The organism is Paenarthrobacter sp. FR1 (assembly GCF_051106045.1).
Lineage (GTDB): Bacteria > Actinomycetota > Actinomycetes > Actinomycetales > Micrococcaceae > Arthrobacter > Arthrobacter nitroguajacolicus_A.
Genome location: NZ_JBPFSF010000004.1, coordinates 78,140 through 97,882, shown reverse-complemented (window position 1 = coordinate 97,882; position 19,743 = coordinate 78,140). Strand labels below are relative to the sequence as shown.

Genomic DNA, 19,743 nt, shown 5'->3' with positions numbered 1-19,743 from the left:
CTAAGCCTTCACGTAGCCGTTGGGGTTCAGCACGAACTTCGTGGCCGCTCCCGCATCGAACTCGGCGTAGCCGCGCGGTGCATCTTCGAGCGGGATGGCTTGGGCATTGACTGCCTTGGCGATCTGTACCTTGTCATGGAGGATGGCCATCATCAGTTGGCGGTTGTACTTCATGACGGGGCATTGACCCGTGGTGAAGGACAAGGACTTGGCCCAGCCGGTGCCCAGGGAGAGGCTAAGGGAGCCGTGCTTGGCGGCCTCATCGATTCCACCCGGGTCGCCGGTAACGTACAGGCCAGGGATGCCCAGCGAACCGCCTGCGGCCGTAATGTCCATCAGGGAGTTCAGCACAGTGGCCGGAGCCTCGTGCGAAGCGTCCTTGCCGTGCCCCCGGGCTTCGAAGCCCACGGCGTCCACGCCGCAGTCCACCTCGGGTACTCCGAGGATCTGCTCAATCTGCAACTTGGGGTCGCCGTTGGAGACGTTGACGGTTTCGCAGCCGAAGGAGCGCGCCTGTGCCAGGCGGTCTTCGTTCATGTCGCCCACGATCACGACGGCGGCGCCAAGCAGTTGCGCGCCCACGGCGGCAGCAAGGCCCACCGGTCCGGCACCCGCAACGTATACGGTGGAGCCCACACCAACTCCGGCGGTGACGGCGCCATGGAAACCGGTGGGGAAAATGTCCGAGAGCATGGTCAGGTCCATGATCTTCTCCAGGGCCTGGTCGCGGTCCGGGAATCGGAGCAGGTTCCAGTCGGCGTAGGGGACCAGCACGTACTCTGCTTGTCCGCCCACCCAGCCGCCCATGTCCACGTATCCGTAGGCGCTGCCCGGGCGGTCGGGGTTGACGTTGAGGCAGATGCCGGTCTTCTGCTCCTTGCAGTTCCGGCAGCGGCCACAGGAGATGTTGAACGGCACCGACACGATGTCGCCCACCTTGATGAATTCGACGTCGGGTCCCACCTCCACCACTTCGCCGGTGATTTCGTGGCCGAGGACCAAGTCTTTCGGGGCTGTGGTGCGGCCCCTGACCATGTGCTGGTCCGAACCACAAATGTTGGTGGTCACGGTGCGGAGGATGGCGCCATGCGGCACCTTCCGCCCGACGTTGGCCGGGTTGACGCCCGGTCCGTCCTTGAGCTCAAACGTTGGGTAGTCAGTGTCGATGATTTCGACGACACCGGGTTCCTTGTAGGCGACTGCTTTGTTTCCTGACATGGTTACTCCCTTTACTCTTGGCTGTTGCTGAAAACGTGCTGACCAATGATCCGAAAGCGGTGCTTCGATGAGGAATACCTCCCCAGGTTTCAGGCCACCGAAGCACCATTCACGGACCACCGGACACATGGGTGAACGGACAAATCTGTTACGTATCTAGGCCCTTTCCAGGCGGATAATCACGGACTTTGAGGTGGGTGTACCGCTGGTATCCGCCACGGAATCCAGAGGCACCAGGACGTTGGTTTCGGGGTAGTACGCGGCCGCGCAGCCCTTGGGGGTGGAGTACGACACGATCCGGAAATTCTCGGCACGTCGGTCCGTTCCCTGGAACTCGGAGATCAGGTGGACCATGTCGCCGTCGGCAAAACCCAGGTCGCTGATGTCCTGGGCGTTGACGAGCACCACGCGTCGGCCACCGTGGATGCCACGGTAACGGTCGTCCTTCCCGTAAATGGTGGTGTTGTACTGGTCGTGTGAGCGCAGGGTTTGTAGGACCAGCCGGCCGGGAGGAACCTTGATGAACTCCAAAGCATTGCCCGTGAAGTGGGCTTTTCCGGACGCGGTGTCGAACTTCCTGGCGTCGCGCGGTGGGTGTGGCAGCACAAAACCGCCCGGGTGCTGGATCCGCGCCTCGAAGTCCTCGAAGCCGTCAAACACTGCTTCAATGTGCTTCCGGATCAAGGCGTAATCGTCCCGCAGGGAGAGCCAGGACGCCTTGGGCGTGTTGGGAAGGCGGGCGTTGCCGTCGGCAAACAGCCTCTGTGCGAGATTGCAGACGATGGCGACCTCCGAGTGGAGGTGGTCGCTTGCGGGCTTGAGCCGTCCCCGGGATGCGTGGACGGCGCTCATGGAGTCCTCCACGGTGACCCGTTGGTCGCCCGTGCGCTGGGTGTCCTTCTCGGTGCGTCCCAGGGTTGGCAGGATCAACGCCCGCCGCCCCGTGGACAGATGCGAGTGGTTGAGTTTCGTGGAAATCTGCACGCTCAAGCCCGTGTTGGCCAATGCTTGCTCGGTGACCTCGGAGTCCGGTGCAGCCCGGACGAAGTTGCCGCCCATCCCCATGAAGAAACGGACTTTCCCGTCCCGCATGGCGCGAATTGCTGCCACAGTGTCGTAGCCGTGTTCCCGGGGAGAGCGGAACTCAAATTCCTGGTCCAGCCGGTCGTGGAACGTCGAAGGCATCTTTTCGAAGATACCCATGGTGCGGTCGCCTTGGACGTTCGAGTGGCCGCGGACCGGACAAACACCTGCGCCGGGCTTGCCGATGTTCCCTTGGAGGAGCAGGACGTTGACCACGTCGCGGAGGGTGGGGACGGAGTGCTTGTGCTGGGTCAGTCCCATGGCCCAGCACACGATGGTGGCGCTGGAGGCGAGCAGCCGCTCTCCCGTGGCCTGGATCTGCACCAAGGTAAGGCCCGATGCCTCCACGATGTCATCCCATTCCACCTTCTCCAGGTAGCGGAGGTAGTCATCGATGCCCACTGTGTGGTTGTCGATGAACTGGTGGTCCAGGACCGTGCGCAGGCCAGGGGTGTTCCGGCCGTCAGCTTCGGCTTCAAGGAGGTACTTGCCGAGGCCTTGGAACAGGGCCTGATCGCCGCCGGCACGGATCTGCAGGAAGTCGTCCGTGAGCTGCGTTCCTTGAATCATTCCGGCCACATGCTGAGGATTTTCGAAGTGCAGGAGCCCGGCCTCAGGCAGGGGATTGACGGACACGATGATCGCGCCGTTTTTCTTCGCCTTTTCCAAGGCACTGAGCATGCGTGGGTGGTTGGTCCCGGGATTCTGTCCGGCCACGAAGATCAGCGATGCCGTTTCCAAGTCCGTCAGGCTGACGGAACCCTTGCCGATGCCGATGGTTTCCACCAGCGCGGAGCCGGAGGATTCATGGCACATGTTGGAGCAGTCCGGGAGGTTGTTGGTGCCAATTCCCCGGACCAGAAGCTGGTACACGAATGCCGCTTCGTTGGAGGTCCGGCCGGAGGTGTAGAACACAGCTTCATCCGGGTGTTCCATGGCCCGCAACTCTTCGGCCATGAGGTCATAGGCATCTTCCCAGTCAATTGCCCTGTAGTGGGTTGCGCCTTCATCGAGGAACATTGGGTGGGTGAGCCGGCCCTGCTGGCCCAGCCAGAAGTCATCCCGGGTCTTGAGCTCGGCAATGGAGTGCCGGGCAAAGAATTCCGGCGTGACGCGGCGCCGGGTGGCTTCCTCGGCCACTGCCTTGGCGCCGTTCTCGCAGAACTCCGCAGCGTTGCGCTTCTCGTGCTCAGGCCAGGCGCACCCCATGCAGTCGAACCCGTCCAGCTGGTTCACTGCCAGCAGGGTTTGGACACTGCGCAAGGGCCCCATCTGTTCCAGTGAAATCTTCAAGGCGTTGGCAACAGCCGGAATGCCAACTGCCTTGGTCTTGGGTTTACCGATGGTGAGCTTTGACTCGTCGATGTTCTCGCGCGGAGCTTTGGAATGCATGGGAAACCCTTCAGATCCGGGAAGTGGAAGCCGTGAGCAACGTGGTTCGGGACTGCTGCCGGGCGGCTTCCACGGTGTGGAGCAGCAAAAGCGCGGTGGTTACCGACCCCACGCCGCCGGGAACCGGACTCAGGCCGGCCGCCACTCCGGTAACACTGGCTTCGTCAACGTCCCCCACCAGGGATCCGTCGGGCAGGACGTTGGTGCCGACGTCGATCACCACCGTCTCAGTCGAGACGTGGCTGCCTTTCAGCAGTCCGGTCCGCCCGGCGGCAACAACCACGACGTCGGCGGGCCGGGTGTAGCGCTCCAGCTCGCCCGATTTGGAATGGCAGATGGTGACGGTCGCGTCTTTCCCGAGGAGCAGCAAGGACAGCGGCTTGCCTACCACCGCGGAACGCCCGACGACGGCCACGTTCCGTCCAGCGACCGGCACCTGAAAGTGGTCCAGCAGTTCAACGACGGCCCGCGCAGTAGCGGGTGCGAAGGCGGGCTGACCGACAGCCAAACGGCCAAGACTGAGCGGATTGGCGCCGTCGACGTCCTTTTCCGGAGCGATGAGCCCCACCAGCCGGTCCGCCGCAACAGCGGCCGGCAGGGGAGTCTGGAGGATGATGCCGTGGACTGAGGGCTCCGCGCTGAGGTCCTCCAGGACGCTGGCCAGCACGTGCTCGGAGGCGTCGTGGCCAAGGTCCACGATCCTGCAACCGACGCCCGCGCGTTCGGCTGCACGCTCGATGGAGCGGACGTACCAAAGTGTGGACTCGTCGTCGGTTGCAACAACAACGGCCAGCACAGGACGCAGGCCCTCATCGTCGAGGAGACGCGTCCCCTCGACGGCCTGCTGCTGGATCAGGGCGGCGAGCCCCTTGCCGGAAAGCACTGCGGTGGTCATGCGAGGATCCTTTCGCGGACGCGCTTCACCAACGAGTCGGCAGCCAGGACTACCTTGTCCTCGAGCCCATCTGTCTGCTCCGCCAAACGCGAGCGGGCATCGGCGTCGTTGATGGCAACCACATTGATGTCGATGTTGACCCTGGCCGTGGTCGCAGCTGCGCGGGCTGCGTCCGCTGCAGCAGCGACGTCGCTGATGACGTTGGGATTGGCCACGTCAAAGATTTCAGTGGCCAGGTCCACTACCTCGCCGGCAACCTTGATGAGTTGGGCAGGAGTGTGGGCCGCCTGGACCAGGGCGTCCTGGATGGCTGCTTTTCGTGCGGCTTTGAGGTCATCCGTGCTTGAGGGGAGTTTGTAGGAGTCAATGACGGCCTGGAAGGCGTGTTCATCGGCATCGGCAAGGCGCAATGCCTCGACGATCAAGTGGTCGGCGGCGCTGGTGATCCGGTTGACGAAGGCGGCGTGCTGCTCATATTTTGCGCCGGTGGTGTACCTGGCCACCATGGCAACCAAGGCAGCACCTTGTGCTGCATGCAGTGCCGCAGCTGCACCGCCACCGGGGGTCGGCTGACGTGAAGCAAGCCGGGAGAGGTAGTCATTGATGGTTTCTGAGCTGATCATGTGCAGTCCTGGCGTCCTAGCCGCGGAGCCGGCTCATAGTGGGGTCGTACAGTGGATCCTCAGTGACGGTCGCTTGAATGCGGCGGCCGAAGTACTCGATTTCCACGGAGTCTCCCAGCGACACGGCAGCGGGCAGGTAGGCGTAGGCGATCGGCTTGCGGACCGAGTAACCGTAGGCGGCGCTGGTGACATAACCCACCGCCTGGTCCTTATAAAACACCGGTTCCTTGCCCAGCACCAGGCTCCTGCCGTCGTCGACCGTCAAGCAGCGCAGGCGGCGGGCCGAGCTTTCCTCGCTGCGTCCTTCCAGAGCCGCCTTACCGACGAAGTTCTCTTTGGTCATCTTCACGGCGAAGCCGAGGCCCGCTTCGTAGGGGTCGTGCTCGGTTGTCATGTCCGAGCCCCAGGAGCGGTAGCCCTTTTCGAGTCGCAATGAGCTGAAGGCGGCACGGCCGGCGGCGATCACGCCGAACGGCTGGCCGGCCTTCCACAAGGCGTCCCAGAGGCGTTGCCCGTTGTCGGCGCTGGTGTAGAGCTCCCAGCCGAGTTCGCCCACGTAGGAAAGTCGCATCGCGGTGACGGTGACCCCACCGATGGTGACCTTCTTGGCGCGGAAGTACTTCAGGCCGTCATTGGTGAAGTCGTCGCTGCTGACCGTGCTGATGAGGTCACGGGCCAGGGGACCCCACAAACCGATGCAGCAGGTGCCACCGGTGGTGTCACGGACTTGGACCCAGTCGCTGGCGCTTCCGTTCTCGGTCTGGTGACGTGCTGCGCGCTCGAAGTAGGCCGTGTCCATGTTGCCGTTGGCGCCCAGTTGGAATGTGTCTTCGCTCAGTCGGGCCACCGTGATGTCGCTTCGGACGCCGCCGGCTTCGTCCAGGAGCAGGGTGTAGGTGACGGCGCCGGGCTTCTTGGCCAGGTCGCCGGTGGTCAGTTCCTGAAGCAACTTCAGGGCACCCGGGCCGGAGACCTCCAGGCGCTTGAGCGGCGTCATGTCGTACATGGCAACAGCTGTACGGGTCTTCCATGCTTCTGCCGCGGCGATGGGGGAGCTGAACATTCCGGACCAGGCGTCACGGGCCGGAGGCTGCCAGTCGTCCGGCATTTCCTTCAGCAGTTCGGCGTTGGCTTCGAACCAGTACGGGCGCTCCCAACCGGCGCCTTCCAGGAAGTATCCGCCCAACTGCTTGTGGCGGGCGTGGAAGGGGCTGACGCGAAGATTGCGCGGGGACAGCTTGGGCTGGAGCGGGTGCATGACATCGTAGATTTCCACGAAGTTCTGCTGGGAGGTTTCGCTGACGTATTCGGGGGTCAGCTGGACTTCTTCGAAGCGGTGGATGTCGCAGTCACCAAGGTCGATCTTCGACTTTCCATCTACCAGCAGTTCGGCAACGGCGCGGGCGATGCCGGCGGAGTGGGTGACCCATACGGCTTCGGCGACGAAGAAGCCATCCACTTCCTTGGATTCGCCCACCAGGGAACCGCCGTCCGGGGTGAAGGAGAAGATGCCGTTGAAGCCATCTTCGATCTCACTTTCCCGGAGTGCCGGCAGGATCTGCTTGGTTGCTTCCCACGCGGGAAGGAAGTCTTCCAGGGTGAAGTCCAAGCGGGAAGGCATGTTGTGTTCGCTGATGCTGCTGGGCTCGTAGCTTCCCAGATCGTCCAGGTCCACGGGCATGGGGCGGTGTGCGTAGGAACCAATGCCATAGCGCTCGCCGTGCTCGCGGTAGTAAAGGTCCTGGTCCTGGTGGCGCAGGATGGGCAACCGGGCGCCGTTGGGCAGTTCATTCTTGCCTTTTTGCGCGGGTACCGGAGTGGTTTTGACGTACTGGTGGGCCAGCGGCAGGAGCGGGACGGACATTCCGATCAGCTCACCCACTTTGGCGCCCCAGAAGCCGGCACAGGAAACCACGATGTCCGCGGGAATGACGCCGTCAGGGGTCTCGACGCCGGTCACGCGGCGGTTTGACTGCTCGATTCCGGTCACCTCGGTGTTGCCGATGTACTTCACACCGGCGGCTTCCGTGCGCTTGATGAGCAGCTGGACTGCGCGGGCAGCCAGCGCCAGGCCGTCGGTGGGTACGTGGAGGCCGCCCAGGATGTCTTCCTCATTGATGAGAGGGTAGAGCGCCTTGCACTCTTCGCGGGAAAGGATCTTGCCGTCGATACCCCAGGACTGTGCGTAGCCGAGCTTGCGCTTCAGGTCCGCCAGGCGGGTCTCCGTAGTGGCGACCTCAAGGCCACCCACTTGGTTGAAGCAGCTTTGCCCGTCCTCGGTGAGGGACAGCAGCTTTTCCACCGTGTACTTGGCGAAGAGTGCCATGGACTTGGAGGGGTTGGTCTGGAAGACCAAGCCAGGGGCGTGGGACGTGGAGCCACCGGGCATGTTCAGGGGGCCCTGGTCCAGGACTGTGATGTTGTTCCAGCCGCGGGTGACCAGTTCGTCGGCGAGGTTGGTGCCGACGATCCCGGCTCCGATGATGACAATGCGAGGCGTGGATGCCATGAAAATTCTCCTGCGGAAGTTCGTGTGGGGCGGGCTTGAACGGGCTGGTTAGCGGAAGACGACCGTGCTGGTCCGGTCCAGGAGGACGCGGTGTTCGCAGTGCCAGCGGACGGCGCGGGAAAGCGCCAGAGCTTCCGCGTCCTGGCCCACAGTGGACAGCGCATTGGGGCCGTAACTGTGGTCCACGCGGATGACTTCCTGCTCGATGATCGGCCCCTCGTCCAGGTCGGCGGTGACGTAGTGGGCGGTTGCACCCACCTGCTTCACGCCGCGGTCGTAGGCCTGGTGGTACGGGCGGGCGCCCTTGAAGCCGGGAAGGAAGGAATGGTGGATGTTGATCGCGCGTCCTTCCAGCTGGCGGCACAGGTCGTTCGAAAGGACCTGCATGTAGCGGGCCAGGACCACCAGGTCCGCCTTGTATTCGTCCACGAGTTCCAGGAGCTTTTGCTCCGCCTCGGCCTTGGTGTCCGGAGTTACAGGGACGTGGATGAAGGGCAGGCCGGCTGCCTCGGCCATTGCACGGTGGGTCTCGTGGTTGGAGACGACGGCGACGAGCTCGCCGCCGAGGCTGCCCCCGCGCCAGCGGAAGATGAGGTCGTTGAGGCAGTGGCCAAACTTGGAGACCATGACCAGGACGCGTTGCTTGGTCTGGTCGTGGAAGCTGAATTTCATGTCGAAGCGGTCCGCGATGGAACGGAACTCATCCTCCAGCTGATCCGGCGAGTAGCTCTGGCCGCCGGAGAAGGCAGTGCGCAGGTGCAATGTCTGGCGCAGGCTGTCGTCAAACTGCTGGTGTTCTTCGATGTTGAAGCCGCGGTCGAAGAGGAAAGTGGTAACTGCCTGCACGATGCCCGGCTGTTCGACGCACGACAGTGTGAGTACGAACTTCTGCGCCTGCTCGTCCTTGAGCTGGCCGCGTTCTGCCGGAAGGGTGCTGAGGTGTGAGTCTGAAGCCACGAGGGTCATGCGTCCTCCTTAGGTATTTGCCTAGATATATTCCTGAATCACGAACTGATATATTAGGATTGGAAATCAGCGTATACTGGTGACCGGGGCGGGTCAATAGGTTTTTTGGTTGTGAAGAAGGGAAGGCGCTGTGGCTTTTGGAACTCTGGCAATCGCCGGCGATGCTACGAAGAAGTCGTTGGCCGACGTCGCCTATGAACGCCTCCGCGACCGGCTGCTGATGCTGGAAATCAAACCTGGCGACCTTTTGAATGACGACCAACTCGCCAAGGACCTTGAGATCGGACGCACTCCGGTGCGCGAAGCGCTGAAGAGGCTTGAGTTGGACCGGCTGGTGATTACCTATCCGAGGCGGGGAACCTTTGCCACCCGCGTTGAGGTGACGGACCTGGCCTTTATCTCCGAGATTCGGGCCCAATTGGAACCCCTCGCCGCCGCCCGCGCGGCGCGGGTGGCTTCGCCTGCCACCAGGGAGCATCTGCGAAACGTCATGCGCGCCGTGGAGGACTTCGATGTCAGCGCGGCCTCGGTGGTTGAAACTCTGCGCCTCGACGCGAGTGTTCACCAGGGCATCTATGCAGCCGCCGCGAACCCGCACCTTGAGGATGTGCTGATTCGCTACGACAATCTGGCCACGCGCATCTGGTGCATGGTGCTGGACCGCCTTCCGGACCTCGAGCACCACGTCCGCGAGCACCTGGATCTCCTGCGGGCTGTCATTGACGGCAACGAAGAAGAAGCTGCCGAACTCGCCCGCGTCCATGTCAGTGGCTTCGAGCAGGCTGTTCGCCAGACGTTGTTTGCTGCGTAACCCTCGCGGTGTGGTCTTGGCGGCCCATTGACTCGGGGGTTGTGTGCTTGCATACTGAAACCCACCTAATATATCACCCGGATATCACGCGGGCCCTCTGGCCCGCCACGGCATTCGGCGCGCCTGTGATGCAATCACAGCCCCAAGTCCCTGGAGTACCACGTGACTACACGACACCCTCTTTTCGAACACATTCCGCTCACGGGCAGCAGCCGCGTCAAGCGGGGCATGGCTGAGATGCTCAAGGGCGGCGTCATCATGGACGTCGTTAACGTCGAGCAGGCCCGCATCGCCGAGGATGCCGGTGCCGTGGCTGTCATGGCGCTTGAACGCGTCCCTGCCGACATCCGCGCCCAGGGCGGGGTGTCCCGCATGTCCGATCCGGACATGATCGATCAGATCATCGCTGCCGTGTCCATCCCGGTCATGGCCAAAGCCCGCATCGGCCACTTCGTCGAAGCCCAGGTCCTGCAGTCCCTCGGTGTCGACTACATCGACGAGTCCGAGGTCCTGACCCCGGCGGACTACATCAACCACATCGACAAGTGGAACTTCACCGTCCCGTTTGTGTGCGGTGCCACCAACCTTGGTGAGGCGCTGCGCCGCATCAACGAAGGTGCGGCGATGATCCGTTCCAAGGGCGAAGCCGGTACCGGGGATGTTTCCAACGCCTCCGGGCACATGCGCAAGATCCGCTCCGAGATCGCCAAGCTCGCCGCCCTTCCTGAGGACGAGCTGTATGTCGCGGCCAAGGAGCTGCAGGCCCCGTACGAGCTGGTCAAGGAAATCGCCGCGACCGGCAAGCTCCCCGTGGTGTTGTTCACTGCCGGTGGCATTGCTACCCCGGCTGATGCTGCGATGATGATGCAGCTCGGCGCCGACGGCGTGTTTGTTGGTTCGGGGATCTTCAAGTCCGGCAACCCGGCAGAGCGTGCGGCCGCCGTCGTGAACGCTACTGCCTACTATGACGATCCCGATGTCATTGCCAAGGTCTCCCGTGGACTGGGCGAAGCGATGGTCGGTATCAACGTGGACGACATCCCCCAGCCCCACCGCCTCGCAGAACGCGGCTGGTAAGCGAAATGACGGACATTGGTCTGGTCAAAACCGTCCACGGCCGCGGCCTGCGCAAGGACTGGGCCCAGCTGACCGGCCACACAGTGGAGGTGTGGTTACTGGGCGACCATGTTCTTACCGGCGTCGTGGAGCAGGCCGCGGACGATGATTCCGTGCTGTGGATCGCGGCGGCGGGTCCTTCCACCCGGAGGCTGTTCGATAAGTCGACGGGTTACCAGGTCTGGGCCTGAGGTACCAAGCCCTATGGACTTCACCGGTCGTCTTCGGGGCGGGCGGCGAGGATTCGTTTGGCGCTGGTCTGCAGGATGCCCAATGACTCCTGAATCAGGGGCGAGGCAATGCTGCCCCTGCGGACTGCTGCCACGATGCGGCGCGCGGGTTTCCCCTTGCCCGTAATGCGTAGCCGCACCACATTCTCAGCGCTGTGCAGCGGCGCCAGCCGGGGCAACAGGCCAACGCCCAGTCCAGCGCCCACAAAAGCGATTTGGGTTTCCCACTCAACGGCTTCGTGGGCAATCCGCGGTGTTACCCCCACTGCCGTGAACGCCGCCGTGAACAACGAGTGGTAGGTGGACCCGGCCGCCTCCGTGATCCAGGGTTCCGACGCCAGCTCTTCGAGTGTCACCGTTTGCCGTGAAGCCAAGGGATGGTCGGCGGGAATGATCACGTCCAGTGGATCGTCGAGCAGGACCGTCTGCTCGAAGCGGGGGTCGTCCTCGCCGTAGGTATCGGACTGCATGGCAACAATGACTGCCAGATCGATCCGCTCTGCAACAAGCAGGTCGAAGCACCGAGACGGATTTGCCTCCAGGACCTGTACCTCCAGCTGGGGGCGGGTGGATCGCAGCGTGGCGGCGAGCGGCGCGAGCAACTGGGCGGCCGCCGTCGAGAATCCGCCCAGGCCAAAATGGGACTGCACCTGGTCGCCGGCCTCCATTGCCGCGGCGCGCAGGCTTTCCCATTCGGCGATAAGTTTGTCCGATCCCCCCACCAGAAAGCGTCCTGTGGCGGTCAAACGCACGCCCCGGCCATCCTTGGTCAACAGTTGCATCCCCAGTACGCGCTGGAGTTCGCGCAGCTGCGCTGAGACGGCGGAGGGGGAGTATCCCGTGAGCTCGGCAGTGGCCCCCACGGTGCCGCATCTGGCGAACACCCGCAGTGTTATGAGCCTCTGATCGATCATGCACCTATCATGCACCCATTGCGCATGGTTATCTCCTAAATATTGCGCTTTTGTTGCAGTGCAAACGTCCCTAATCTCGTACTACGAAGACTTCGATAACGCCGCCTGCGACGATGCATCCGCGGCCCCCCAAGAACCCCAAACTTACCCAGCCTCCCGGGAGGAAACCCATGACTGCTCCAGTGAACTCGCCCCTCAAATCACGCGGAAAACTCGCTTCGTCGTTGCCTGCTGAGCAGCTGGCGGAGATCAGCGCCCTGTTCGAGTTCCGACGCACCGGCTACTCCTTGGATGCTCCCTTCTACACCGATCCCACGATCTTCAAGATCGACATGGAAGCAATTTTTGGCGAGCACTGGATTTTTGCCGGCAGCGTGGCCGAGCTGCCGGAGCCGGGGGACTACATCACGGTCGACTATGGGCCCTACTCCCTGATTGTGCTGCGCAACGACGATGGCGGCGTCAACGTCCTGCACAACGTTTGCCGCCACCGCGGCGCCCGCGTCCTCACTGAAGCCGCAGGGTCAACGGGAAACCTGGTCTGCGGCTACCACTCCTGGACCTACTCTCCCGAAGGTAACCTCATCCATGCTTCGGCTCCGGGGGAAACAAAGTTCGACAAGGGCTGCTTCGGCCTCAAGCGCGCCCACAGCCGCGTAGTGGCCGGACTGATCTTCGTCTGCATCGCCAACGAACCACCCACCGACTTCGACGAAACCTCAAAGATCTTCGAGCCGTACCTGGCGCCCCACGATCTGTCGAAGACGAAAGTGGCCTACCAGCAGAACATCATCGAAGAGGGCAACTGGAAGCTCGTCATGGAGAACAACCGTGAGTGCTACCACTGTGACGGACACCCGGAGCTCGCCTGTTCGCTCTTTCCCACCTGGGGACTGACGGAGGGCCTGATCCCGGCGCACCTCGAAGAAGTGTGGGACCGCAACAAGGAAGCCCAGTCCTCGCTCGAGGAGCGTTGCCGCCGCTATGGCCTGCCCTACGAGGTGGTCGAGGAGCTCGACACCCGTATCGCCGGAATCCGTATCTCACGTGAATCCCTCGACGGCGAGGGCGAATCGTTCTCGGCCGATGGGCGCAGGCTCTCCAAGAAGCTGCTCGGTGACCTGCCGGACTTCCGCCTTGGCCGTTGCTCGATGCACCTCCAGCCCAACAGCTGGTTCCACTTCCAGAGCGATCACGTCATCACGTTTGGCGTTTTCCCGGTCAACGAACACCAGACGCTTGTACGCACCACCTGGCTGGTAGCCGACGATGCCGTAGAAGGCGTTGACTACGACCTGGACAAACTCACCTACACCTGGAAGCAGACGAACCTGCAGGACAAGGCGTTCGTGGAGTTGTGCCAGACCGGCGCCGGCAGCCCCGCCTACGAGCCCGGCCCGTACATGAAGAGCGAGTACCAGGTGGAGGCGTTCATCAACTGGTACGTGCAGCGCGTCCAGGAGCACCTGGCATGATTGAACTCCTCACCGAGACGGCAGTCCAGGAGCCACAGCGCATTCGCGGTCTTGAGATGCCCTGGAACAGGGTGATGGGCAGCACCGAGGCGCCGGCCCGGGCTGCCCGTGCATTGGGCCCCTGGCATCCCCAGGAGTTCATGGCCGAATGCGTGGAGACCGTTCCCGAGTCGGGCGGCTTGATGACTTTCGTGTTCCGCCGCTGCGATGGTGCGCCCCTGGCGTTCCGTGCGGGCCAGTACGTCAATGTCGCTTTCCCGGTGAACGGCGAGGACCAGGACCCGGTGGACCGCAGCTATTCGCTGTCCAGTTCCCCCACCGAGCCGTGGACCTTCAACATCAGCGTCAAACGCGACCCCGCCGGACTGGTTTCGCCGTGGGTGCACCAGAACGTCAAACCGGGCACTGTGCTGGAGATGCTGGGACCGGTAGGCGCATTCCACCTGCCCGATGCCGACCGGCGGGCGCGGTATCTCCTCCTGGCCGCCGGCGCAGGCATCACCCCCATCATGTCCATGGTCCGGACCATCCACTCCCTGCCCGGACATGCCGACGTCGTGGTGCTCTACCACGGAGCGGAGGCTGGAGGCTTTGCCTTCCACAAGGAGCTGGCCTACATCGCCTCCGTGGACTCGCGCATCAGGGTCTTCTACTCACTGGGCGACCGCAACAAACCCGAGGGGTGGGAAGGGCTCAGCGGAAGGCTGACGGCAGCCATGCTGGATGAAGTGGCCCCGGATGCCAACGGGCGCCAGGTCTATGCCTGCGGCCCCGAGGGTTACTTGAATACCGCCACCGAGCTCCTGGGGAAGGTTGGCGTTGACGACACCTCCATTTACATGGAGTTCTTCTCAGGAGATCGTCAGACGCTCCTTGAATACCAGGCGGAGCTGGCGCTCGCAGTGGACATTGCCGAAGAAATTGCCGAGGAAATCGCCGATTCCGCCGAGGACTACTACGAAAGCCAGCCCGCAGCGTTCGGACTCTACGAGCCCGGCTACGACGCTGAGGGGCCCCTGAAGGCCACAGGTTTGCCGCTGGAAACCGTCGACCCGGACGTGGCCGAAGCGTCCGACGGCGGTTCGGCTGCGGAAGCGGAAGCCGCGCCACCCGATGCTTCGAGCTTTGAAACAGTCGGCACGGGTAGCCTCACCCTGTCCTTCATGCGCACCGGCATTAATGTGCGGATCGACCCCACCGAGCACATCCTGGGTCCGGCCCAGCGTGCGGGCGTTCGGATCGGCGCGAACTGCAAGGAGGGCATGTGCGGCTCCTGCAAGGTGGTCAAGCTGTCCGGAGAGGTCGACATGAACCACCAGGGCGGAATCCGGGCGCGGGAAATCGATGCGGGCAAGTTCCTGCCCTGCTGTTCCACCGCGCAGACTGACATGGTGATCGACGCCTAGCCGCTATTCGGGTGCTCCGGTCAAAAGCCGGCGACTACCGGAGTCCCGCACTGTGGGCCAACGCAATGGCCTCGGTGCGGGACCGGACGTCCAGCTTCCGGAATAGATTCCGGAGGTGGAACTTGACAGTGTTTTCGCTGATGCCAAGGTCCGTGGCAATAGTGCGGTTGCGCTGGCCGGCGGCCAGCAACTGAAGGACCTCAAGTTCCCTGGCAGCCAAGCCCCACTCAGCGACATCCCCTGCGGGAGTCGGCGGCGGGTCCAAAGGCAGGACCACGGAGATGTCGGCGCCCCATCCCTGCATGATGTCCACGCTCATGGTCCCGTCCACGGCCTGCACACGTTGCAGCAACCGTTCAAGGGTGGGTGCTGCAGGGGAAAGCTCCCCACCGCCATCATCCCTGACGTTGATCAGCAGGTTCTCGCCATCACAGTCCCACTGTGTCCGGACCCGATGGACATTGGACTGTTCGGCGATGGCCAGGACCAAACCGCGAACCACAGCCCTGGCGGCGTGGGCCACCTCGCCGGGCAGGGCCCTTCCCTTGGCGGGCGGCTCGACGAACTGGATGTCGATGTTGCTGAAGTGCATGAGTGGCCGCAGGTCCTCCCGAAGCCTTTCGAAGGCCGTGGCAACAGGCTCTTCCACGAGATTGCTGGTGCGGTCGTTGAGCGTTCGGAGGCCCACCAAGGCCTTGACGGTCACGTCGGTCACCAGCGTGCGGGCAGCGTGATCGTCCAGGGAGTTCGACCGAAGGGCCGCCAGAACCGTCTCCAAAGTTGTCGAGTGCTGGTCCACCAGCTCGCCGGTGACGCGGACACGCTCCGCTGATGCGGCCCGGGACTCCAGGAGATACGACGGCGGCGCGTCGCTGACCTTCTCTTGGATGCGCGCCGCTGCCAGCCGCCAAAAGTAGTTCACCATCCGTAGGGCTGCACTGTCCGTATCCGCAGCCGCGTTCGCCGGCGCTGGAGCGGGATCGGTAAGGACCAGCAGGGCGTTGCTTGGTGCGTAGCGGAAGGCCAGGACTTCCCGTTCCTGGCCTCCAATGACAGCGGGCCCCCGCCACGGTCCTTCACCTTCCAGCGCGGCACGTAACCGGTCCAGTTCCGGAATGGAGACCCGGCTGACGATGTCCTCCGCTCCGGCTTTCTTCTGCGGGCGACCCGTGCAGTCCTCAGTGAAGATCACCAGGGAGCTCGATGCCAGGAACGGAAGAGTGGCGGTGCGGAGCTCTTCGGCGATCCGCATCAAGGGTGCGGTGGTCAAGGACGCAATGGCGTCCAGCAGGGGCCACGGGAGGTCGTGGCCGGAGGGCTTGATGCTGACATGCGGCGCCGGCTGGGCATCGGTGGGCTGGGACATAACACCAGCCTAGAGGCGTCTCTTCGCATTGACTACCCAAAAGGATGGTCAGAACCGTCCTTTCTTGGCGTTACTCCCACCCGATTCACTCGAAAGAATGAGGACGTAGCCCATTGATGGGAGCAGAACCTACCCGCGAGGAGTGAAAGTGAACGTCACCGCAGAAGCAACAACAACCGTCAGCCACAGCGACGTAGCCGGCAACGCCTCCCTGATCCTCGGCGAGCTTGCGGAGATAGCAGCCGGCGTTGACTACGGCCAGGTGGCACATCTGGCCATCAGGATCCGAGAGGCTGACCGGGTTTTCCTGGCTGGAGCCGGCCGGAGCGGGTTGGTGTTGAGGATGGCAGCCATGCGCCTCATGCACCTTGGCAAGACAGTCCATGTTGCCGGCGAGACCACAACGCCTGCCATCCGGGCAGGGGATTTGCTGGTGGTCGCTTCCGGTTCGGGTACTACGTCCGGCGTTGTGAAGGCAGCTCAAACCGCCCTCGCCGCCGAGGCCCAGGTATCTGCCATCACTACCAACTCCGCTTCTCCCTTGGCCGGCCTCGCCGATTCCGTGGTGGTTATCCCCGCTGCACAGAAGACGGATCACGGCTCCGATGTTTCCCGGCAGTACTCCGGCAGCCTCTTCGAACAGTCCCTTTTCCTGGTAACCGAGGCCGTCTTCCACACTCTCTGGGAGGCCACGGATGAACCAGCCGAGCAGCTGTGGTTGCGCCACGCCAACCTCGAATAGAACCCCTTGTTTTCCACCTCCAACCCCGCAAAAGAAGGAACCAACACCATGAAACTGCAAGTCGCACTCGACCTCCTGACCACCGAAGCAGCCCTGGAACTGGCCGGCAAAGTGGCCGAGCACGTGGACATCATCGAGTTGGGCACGCCGCTGATCAAGGCCGAAGGCCTCTCCGCCGTCACCGCCATCAAGGAAGCACACCCCACCAAGATCGTCTTCGCGGACATGAAGACCATGGATGCCGGTGAACTGGAAGCCGAGATCGCCTTCAAGGCCGGTGCAGACCTGGTGTCCGTGCTCGGAACGGCGGACGACTCCACCATCACCGGTGCCGTCAAGGCAGCGCAGTCCCACAACAAGGGCATCGTCGTGGACCTGATTGGCGTCGCTGACAAGGTCACCCGCGCCAAGGAAGCCCGCGTCCTCGGGGCCAAGTTCATCGAGTTCCACGCCGGTCTGGACGAGCAAGCGCAGCCGGGCTACGACCTGCGTGGACTGCTCAACGCCGGTGAAGAAGCCCGTGTTCCGTTCTCTGTTGCCGGTGGCGTCAACGTCTCAACCATTGCGGCCGTGCAGTTGGCGGGCGCCGACGTCGCAGTAGCCGGCAGTGCGATCTACAGCGCCGCCGATCCGGAGCTGGCCGCGAAGGAACTCAAAGCCGCCATCCAGTAAGTTCAGGCGGTCTTCGGGTGGCTTACTCCGGTGGCTTCTGAAGATCCGCCCGCTCCACAAGCTCTGACATCCACGGACGTTGACCATGGTGGACTGTGAGGCCTTCCGGTATGCCGTGCACGGTGGACTCCGTTCCGGAGGCATCAATAGTGATCCGGGCCTCGCCCATGGGGGCGTTGCTGATGTGGAGGTCTCCGAAGGAACGGGGCAGAACGGGGTCCAGCCAGATGCCGCCAAGGGAGATGTGGGTGTCGTACCGCATCAGGCTGGTGACCACGTGGATGGGAGTGGTGGCAGCCCATGCCTGTGGGGAACAGGCTGTGGGGTACGGCACGGGCTCCCTGAACTGTTGGCGGTCAAAGCCGCAGAAGAGTTCGGGGAGCCGACCGCCGGAGTACTCGGCGGCTTCCAGCAACGCGGTGCCGATGCGTTGGGCTTCTTCAACGAAGCCGTAACGAAGGAGCCCGGACATGATCAGGGCATTGTCATGGGGCCAGACCGAACCATTGTGGTAGCTCGCAGGGTTGTAGGCGCCCATTGTGCTGGCTAGTGTCCTGACTCCCCATCCACTGAACATCTCTGGAGACATCAGGTGCTCCACCACGGACGGGGCCTTGTCGTCATCAATCAGGCCAAACCAAAGGCAATGGCCCATGTTGGAAGCGCACGCATCAACGGGCCGCTTGTCGCGGTCCAGGGCAACGGCGTAGTAGCCCTTGTCCGGGAGCCAAAACTCATCGTTGAACTTTTGCTTGAGACGATCCGCGCGTTCCCGCAGCTCGGATGCCAAAGCGTGGTCGCCGTCGTCGTAAGCCATCCAGGCCCGCGCCACATAAGCGCCGTGGACGTACGCCTGGACTTCGCACAGCGCCAGCGGTGGTTCCGCGATGGTGCCGTCCGCGAAGTTGATGCCGTCCCAGGAGTCCTTCCATCCTTGGTTGATGAGGCCGTGCTCGTTGGGGCGGCCATATTCCACGAAGCCGTCACCATCGCGGTCGCCGTAGTCGCTGATCCATTGAAGCGCGCGGTCGGCGTTGGGGAGCAGCGCGGAAATGGTGTCCTTGCCAAAGCCCCAGCGGCTCACCGAGCCCAGGACTACGACGAACAGCGGGGTAGCGTCCACGCTGCCGTAGTAGGCGGACTTCCCACCGAGTGCTTGGCCGCTGCTGACGTCCAGCCGCACCTCGTGCAGGATCTTGCCGGGTTCCTCTTCCGTGGCCGTGTTCACCACGCTCCCTTGGCGGTCGGCCAAAGTGCGCAGGGTACCCAGGGCCAGGGAAGGATCAACGGGCAGTGCCATTTCTGAAGCCCAGAGGGAGTCCCGGCCGAAGAGCGTCATGAACCACGGCGCTCCCGCGGCCACAACCACACGGTCGGGGTGGTCCGGGTCCTGGATCCTGAGGGCGCCAAGGTCCTCGTAACTCCGGCGGAGGGTGCGCTCGATGGAACGGTTGCCCACCTGGAGCACCGGTATCTTGGCCACCCACTCTGCCCGACGCCGGTCACTGGGGGACATGTCGCCGCGGCCCGGGTGAGCGAAAGGAATGGACTGTCCGTCCAGTGCGGGCACAACGCTGACCCGTGTGCTCCACTTCCCGTACGGCGGAATACTTGTCCGGAATCCCAAGGCTTTGGCGCCGACACCAGCTCCCTCGGCGCGGATTGTCACGCTCTTCCGCACGCCTTCCCACTGCCCGCGGATTTCCAGGGAGTCGTTCTCCAGGCGCCGGGTTTCTTTCCATTCACGCGTGATCCGGGCTTCCTTAACTTCAAAGAGATCCGCGAAGTCTGCCTCAACTGTCAACGTGATGCTGCATTCTGCTGCTTGGCTTGAGTAGTTCCGGATGGTGATTTCCTCAAGGATGCCCGCTCCGACTTCGCGCAACCTCTCAACCAACAGGGGACTGTCCGCGTAACCATCCGAGCGGGGAACCCGGCCCGCAAAGAGGGCGCGGTAAGGCTCCCGGGTTTCTGCTGCCAGGGGTTCGATCATCTGACCGTTGATGGTCAGCTCCCATCGGGAAAGTATCCGGGTGTCCAGGTGGAAGACGCCGTGGGGAAGTTCGGAGTGAATGTCTCCGTTGGCGGAGGAAATGCAGAAGGATGAGCCTTCCACCAACGTGACCGTTCCCGTTCCCAGCGGCCCCGCTGCGGTGTCGGCATTCCATCCAGCCACTTTGATGCTCCTTACCACTGAGCTTGCGGATCGCTTGAGCTTGGCGCCCGCTGCGCGGGGCGGCCTGCTGCAAGGATGTAACCGACGCTACGCCGGAGAGCGTGTGGACACCAGAGGCGGGCAGTTCTCAAGCCCTTTTGCGAAGAGAA

16 protein-coding genes are annotated in these 19,743 nt (G+C 63.1%); 7 read left to right on the top strand and 9 right to left on the bottom strand.

Annotated elements, in window-relative coordinates; translation table 11 throughout:
* From fdhA to purU, 6 genes are all read right to left on the bottom strand, one after another.
* Positions 1–1,218: a formaldehyde dehydrogenase, glutathione-independent gene (gene fdhA / locus ACR30Z_RS09325; protein WP_144651869.1), complete on the bottom strand. Its 1,218-nt coding sequence runs from the start codon at positions 1,216–1,218 to the stop codon at positions 1–3.
* 156 nt (positions 1,219–1,374) lie between these two features.
* Positions 1,375–3,693 (bottom strand): FdhF/YdeP family oxidoreductase, encoded by a 2,319-nt coding sequence (locus ACR30Z_RS09320; RefSeq protein WP_434372256.1) that lies wholly within the window; start codon positions 3,691–3,693, stop codon positions 1,375–1,377.
* 10 nt (positions 3,694–3,703) lie between these two features.
* Positions 3,704–4,588 (bottom strand): bifunctional 5,10-methylenetetrahydrofolate dehydrogenase/5,10-methenyltetrahydrofolate cyclohydrolase, encoded by an 885-nt coding sequence (locus ACR30Z_RS09315; RefSeq protein ID WP_144651865.1) that lies wholly within the window; start codon positions 4,586–4,588, stop codon positions 3,704–3,706.
* Positions 4,585–5,211 carry a cyclodeaminase/cyclohydrolase family protein gene (locus ACR30Z_RS09310; protein WP_434372255.1) on the bottom strand — a complete coding sequence of 209 codons (627 nt, stop codon included), beginning with the start codon at positions 5,209–5,211 and terminating at the stop codon, positions 4,585–4,587. The genes ACR30Z_RS09315 and ACR30Z_RS09310 overlap by 4 nt, the downstream gene beginning before the upstream one ends.
* A gap of 16 nt (positions 5,212–5,227) precedes the next feature.
* Positions 5,228–7,720: a GcvT family protein gene (locus ACR30Z_RS09305; RefSeq protein ID WP_434372254.1), complete on the bottom strand. Its 2,493-nt coding sequence runs from the start codon at positions 7,718–7,720 to the stop codon at positions 5,228–5,230.
* Positions 7,721–7,768: 48 nt separating this feature from the next.
* The gene (purU, locus tag ACR30Z_RS09300) at positions 7,769–8,686 is read right to left on the bottom strand and encodes a formyltetrahydrofolate deformylase (protein ID WP_144651859.1); all 918 of its coding nucleotides are present in this window, start codon (positions 8,684–8,686) and stop codon (positions 7,769–7,771) included.
* Positions 8,687–8,816: 130 nt separating this feature from the next.
* Here purU and ACR30Z_RS09295 point away from each other — a divergent pair, with 130 nt between their 5' ends.
* The 3 genes from ACR30Z_RS09295 to ACR30Z_RS09285 all read left to right on the top strand — a co-directional run bounded on the left by ACR30Z_RS09295 (position 8,817) and on the right by ACR30Z_RS09285 (position 10,804).
* Positions 8,817–9,497 carry a GntR family transcriptional regulator gene (locus tag ACR30Z_RS09295; protein WP_434372253.1) on the top strand — a complete coding sequence of 227 codons (681 nt, stop codon included), beginning with the start codon at positions 8,817–8,819 and terminating at the stop codon, positions 9,495–9,497.
* Between the two features lie 162 nt (positions 9,498–9,659).
* Positions 9,660–10,574 carry a pyridoxal 5'-phosphate synthase lyase subunit PdxS gene (gene pdxS / locus ACR30Z_RS09290; protein ID WP_434372251.1) on the top strand — a complete coding sequence of 305 codons (915 nt, stop codon included), beginning with the start codon at positions 9,660–9,662 and terminating at the stop codon, positions 10,572–10,574.
* 5 nt (positions 10,575–10,579) lie between these two features.
* Positions 10,580–10,804, top strand: a complete 225-nt coding sequence (locus ACR30Z_RS09285) for a hypothetical protein (protein WP_434372250.1) — start codon at positions 10,580–10,582, stop codon at positions 10,802–10,804.
* 20 nt (positions 10,805–10,824) lie between these two features.
* On the opposite strand, the gene ACR30Z_RS09280 is transcribed toward ACR30Z_RS09285, so the two are convergent.
* Positions 10,825–11,757: a LysR family transcriptional regulator gene (locus ACR30Z_RS09280; RefSeq protein WP_434372248.1), complete on the bottom strand. Its 933-nt coding sequence runs from the start codon at positions 11,755–11,757 to the stop codon at positions 10,825–10,827.
* Positions 11,758–11,927: 170 nt separating this feature from the next.
* Here ACR30Z_RS09280 and ACR30Z_RS09275 point away from each other — a divergent pair, with 170 nt between their 5' ends.
* Entirely contained in the window at positions 11,928–13,232 is a 1,305-nt protein-coding gene (locus tag ACR30Z_RS09275) for an aromatic ring-hydroxylating oxygenase subunit alpha (protein ID WP_144652681.1), read from the top strand.
* Positions 13,229–14,638, top strand: coding sequence for a ferredoxin reductase (locus ACR30Z_RS09270; protein ID WP_434372246.1), 1,410 nt, complete (start codon positions 13,229–13,231; stop codon positions 14,636–14,638). Before ACR30Z_RS09275 ends, ACR30Z_RS09270 begins: the two co-directional genes overlap by 4 nt.
* Before the next feature lie 34 nt (positions 14,639–14,672).
* Here the strand turns inward: ACR30Z_RS09270 and ACR30Z_RS09265 are convergent, their stop codons facing one another.
* Positions 14,673–16,004: a LuxR C-terminal-related transcriptional regulator gene (locus tag ACR30Z_RS09265; protein WP_434372244.1), complete on the bottom strand. Its 1,332-nt coding sequence runs from the start codon at positions 16,002–16,004 to the stop codon at positions 14,673–14,675.
* 148 nt (positions 16,005–16,152) lie between these two features.
* On the opposite strand from ACR30Z_RS09265, the gene hxlB reads away from it, so the two are divergent.
* Both hxlB and hxlA read left to right on the top strand, forming a co-directional pair.
* Complete coding sequence (gene hxlB, locus ACR30Z_RS09260; protein WP_434372242.1) at positions 16,153–16,746, top strand: 6-phospho-3-hexuloisomerase; 594 nt, start codon at positions 16,153–16,155, stop codon at positions 16,744–16,746.
* Positions 16,747–16,794: 48 nt separating this feature from the next.
* Positions 16,795–17,418, top strand: a complete 624-nt coding sequence (gene hxlA, locus ACR30Z_RS09255; protein WP_434372240.1) for a 3-hexulose-6-phosphate synthase — start codon at positions 16,795–16,797, stop codon at positions 17,416–17,418.
* Positions 17,419–17,440: 22 nt separating this feature from the next.
* On the opposite strand, the gene ACR30Z_RS09250 is transcribed toward hxlA, so the two are convergent.
* A complete protein-coding gene (locus ACR30Z_RS09250) occupies positions 17,441–19,594 on the bottom strand; it encodes an amylo-alpha-1,6-glucosidase (RefSeq protein WP_434372238.1) in 2,154 nt (717 codons plus the stop codon).
* Between the last annotated feature and the right edge of the window lie 149 nt (positions 19,595–19,743).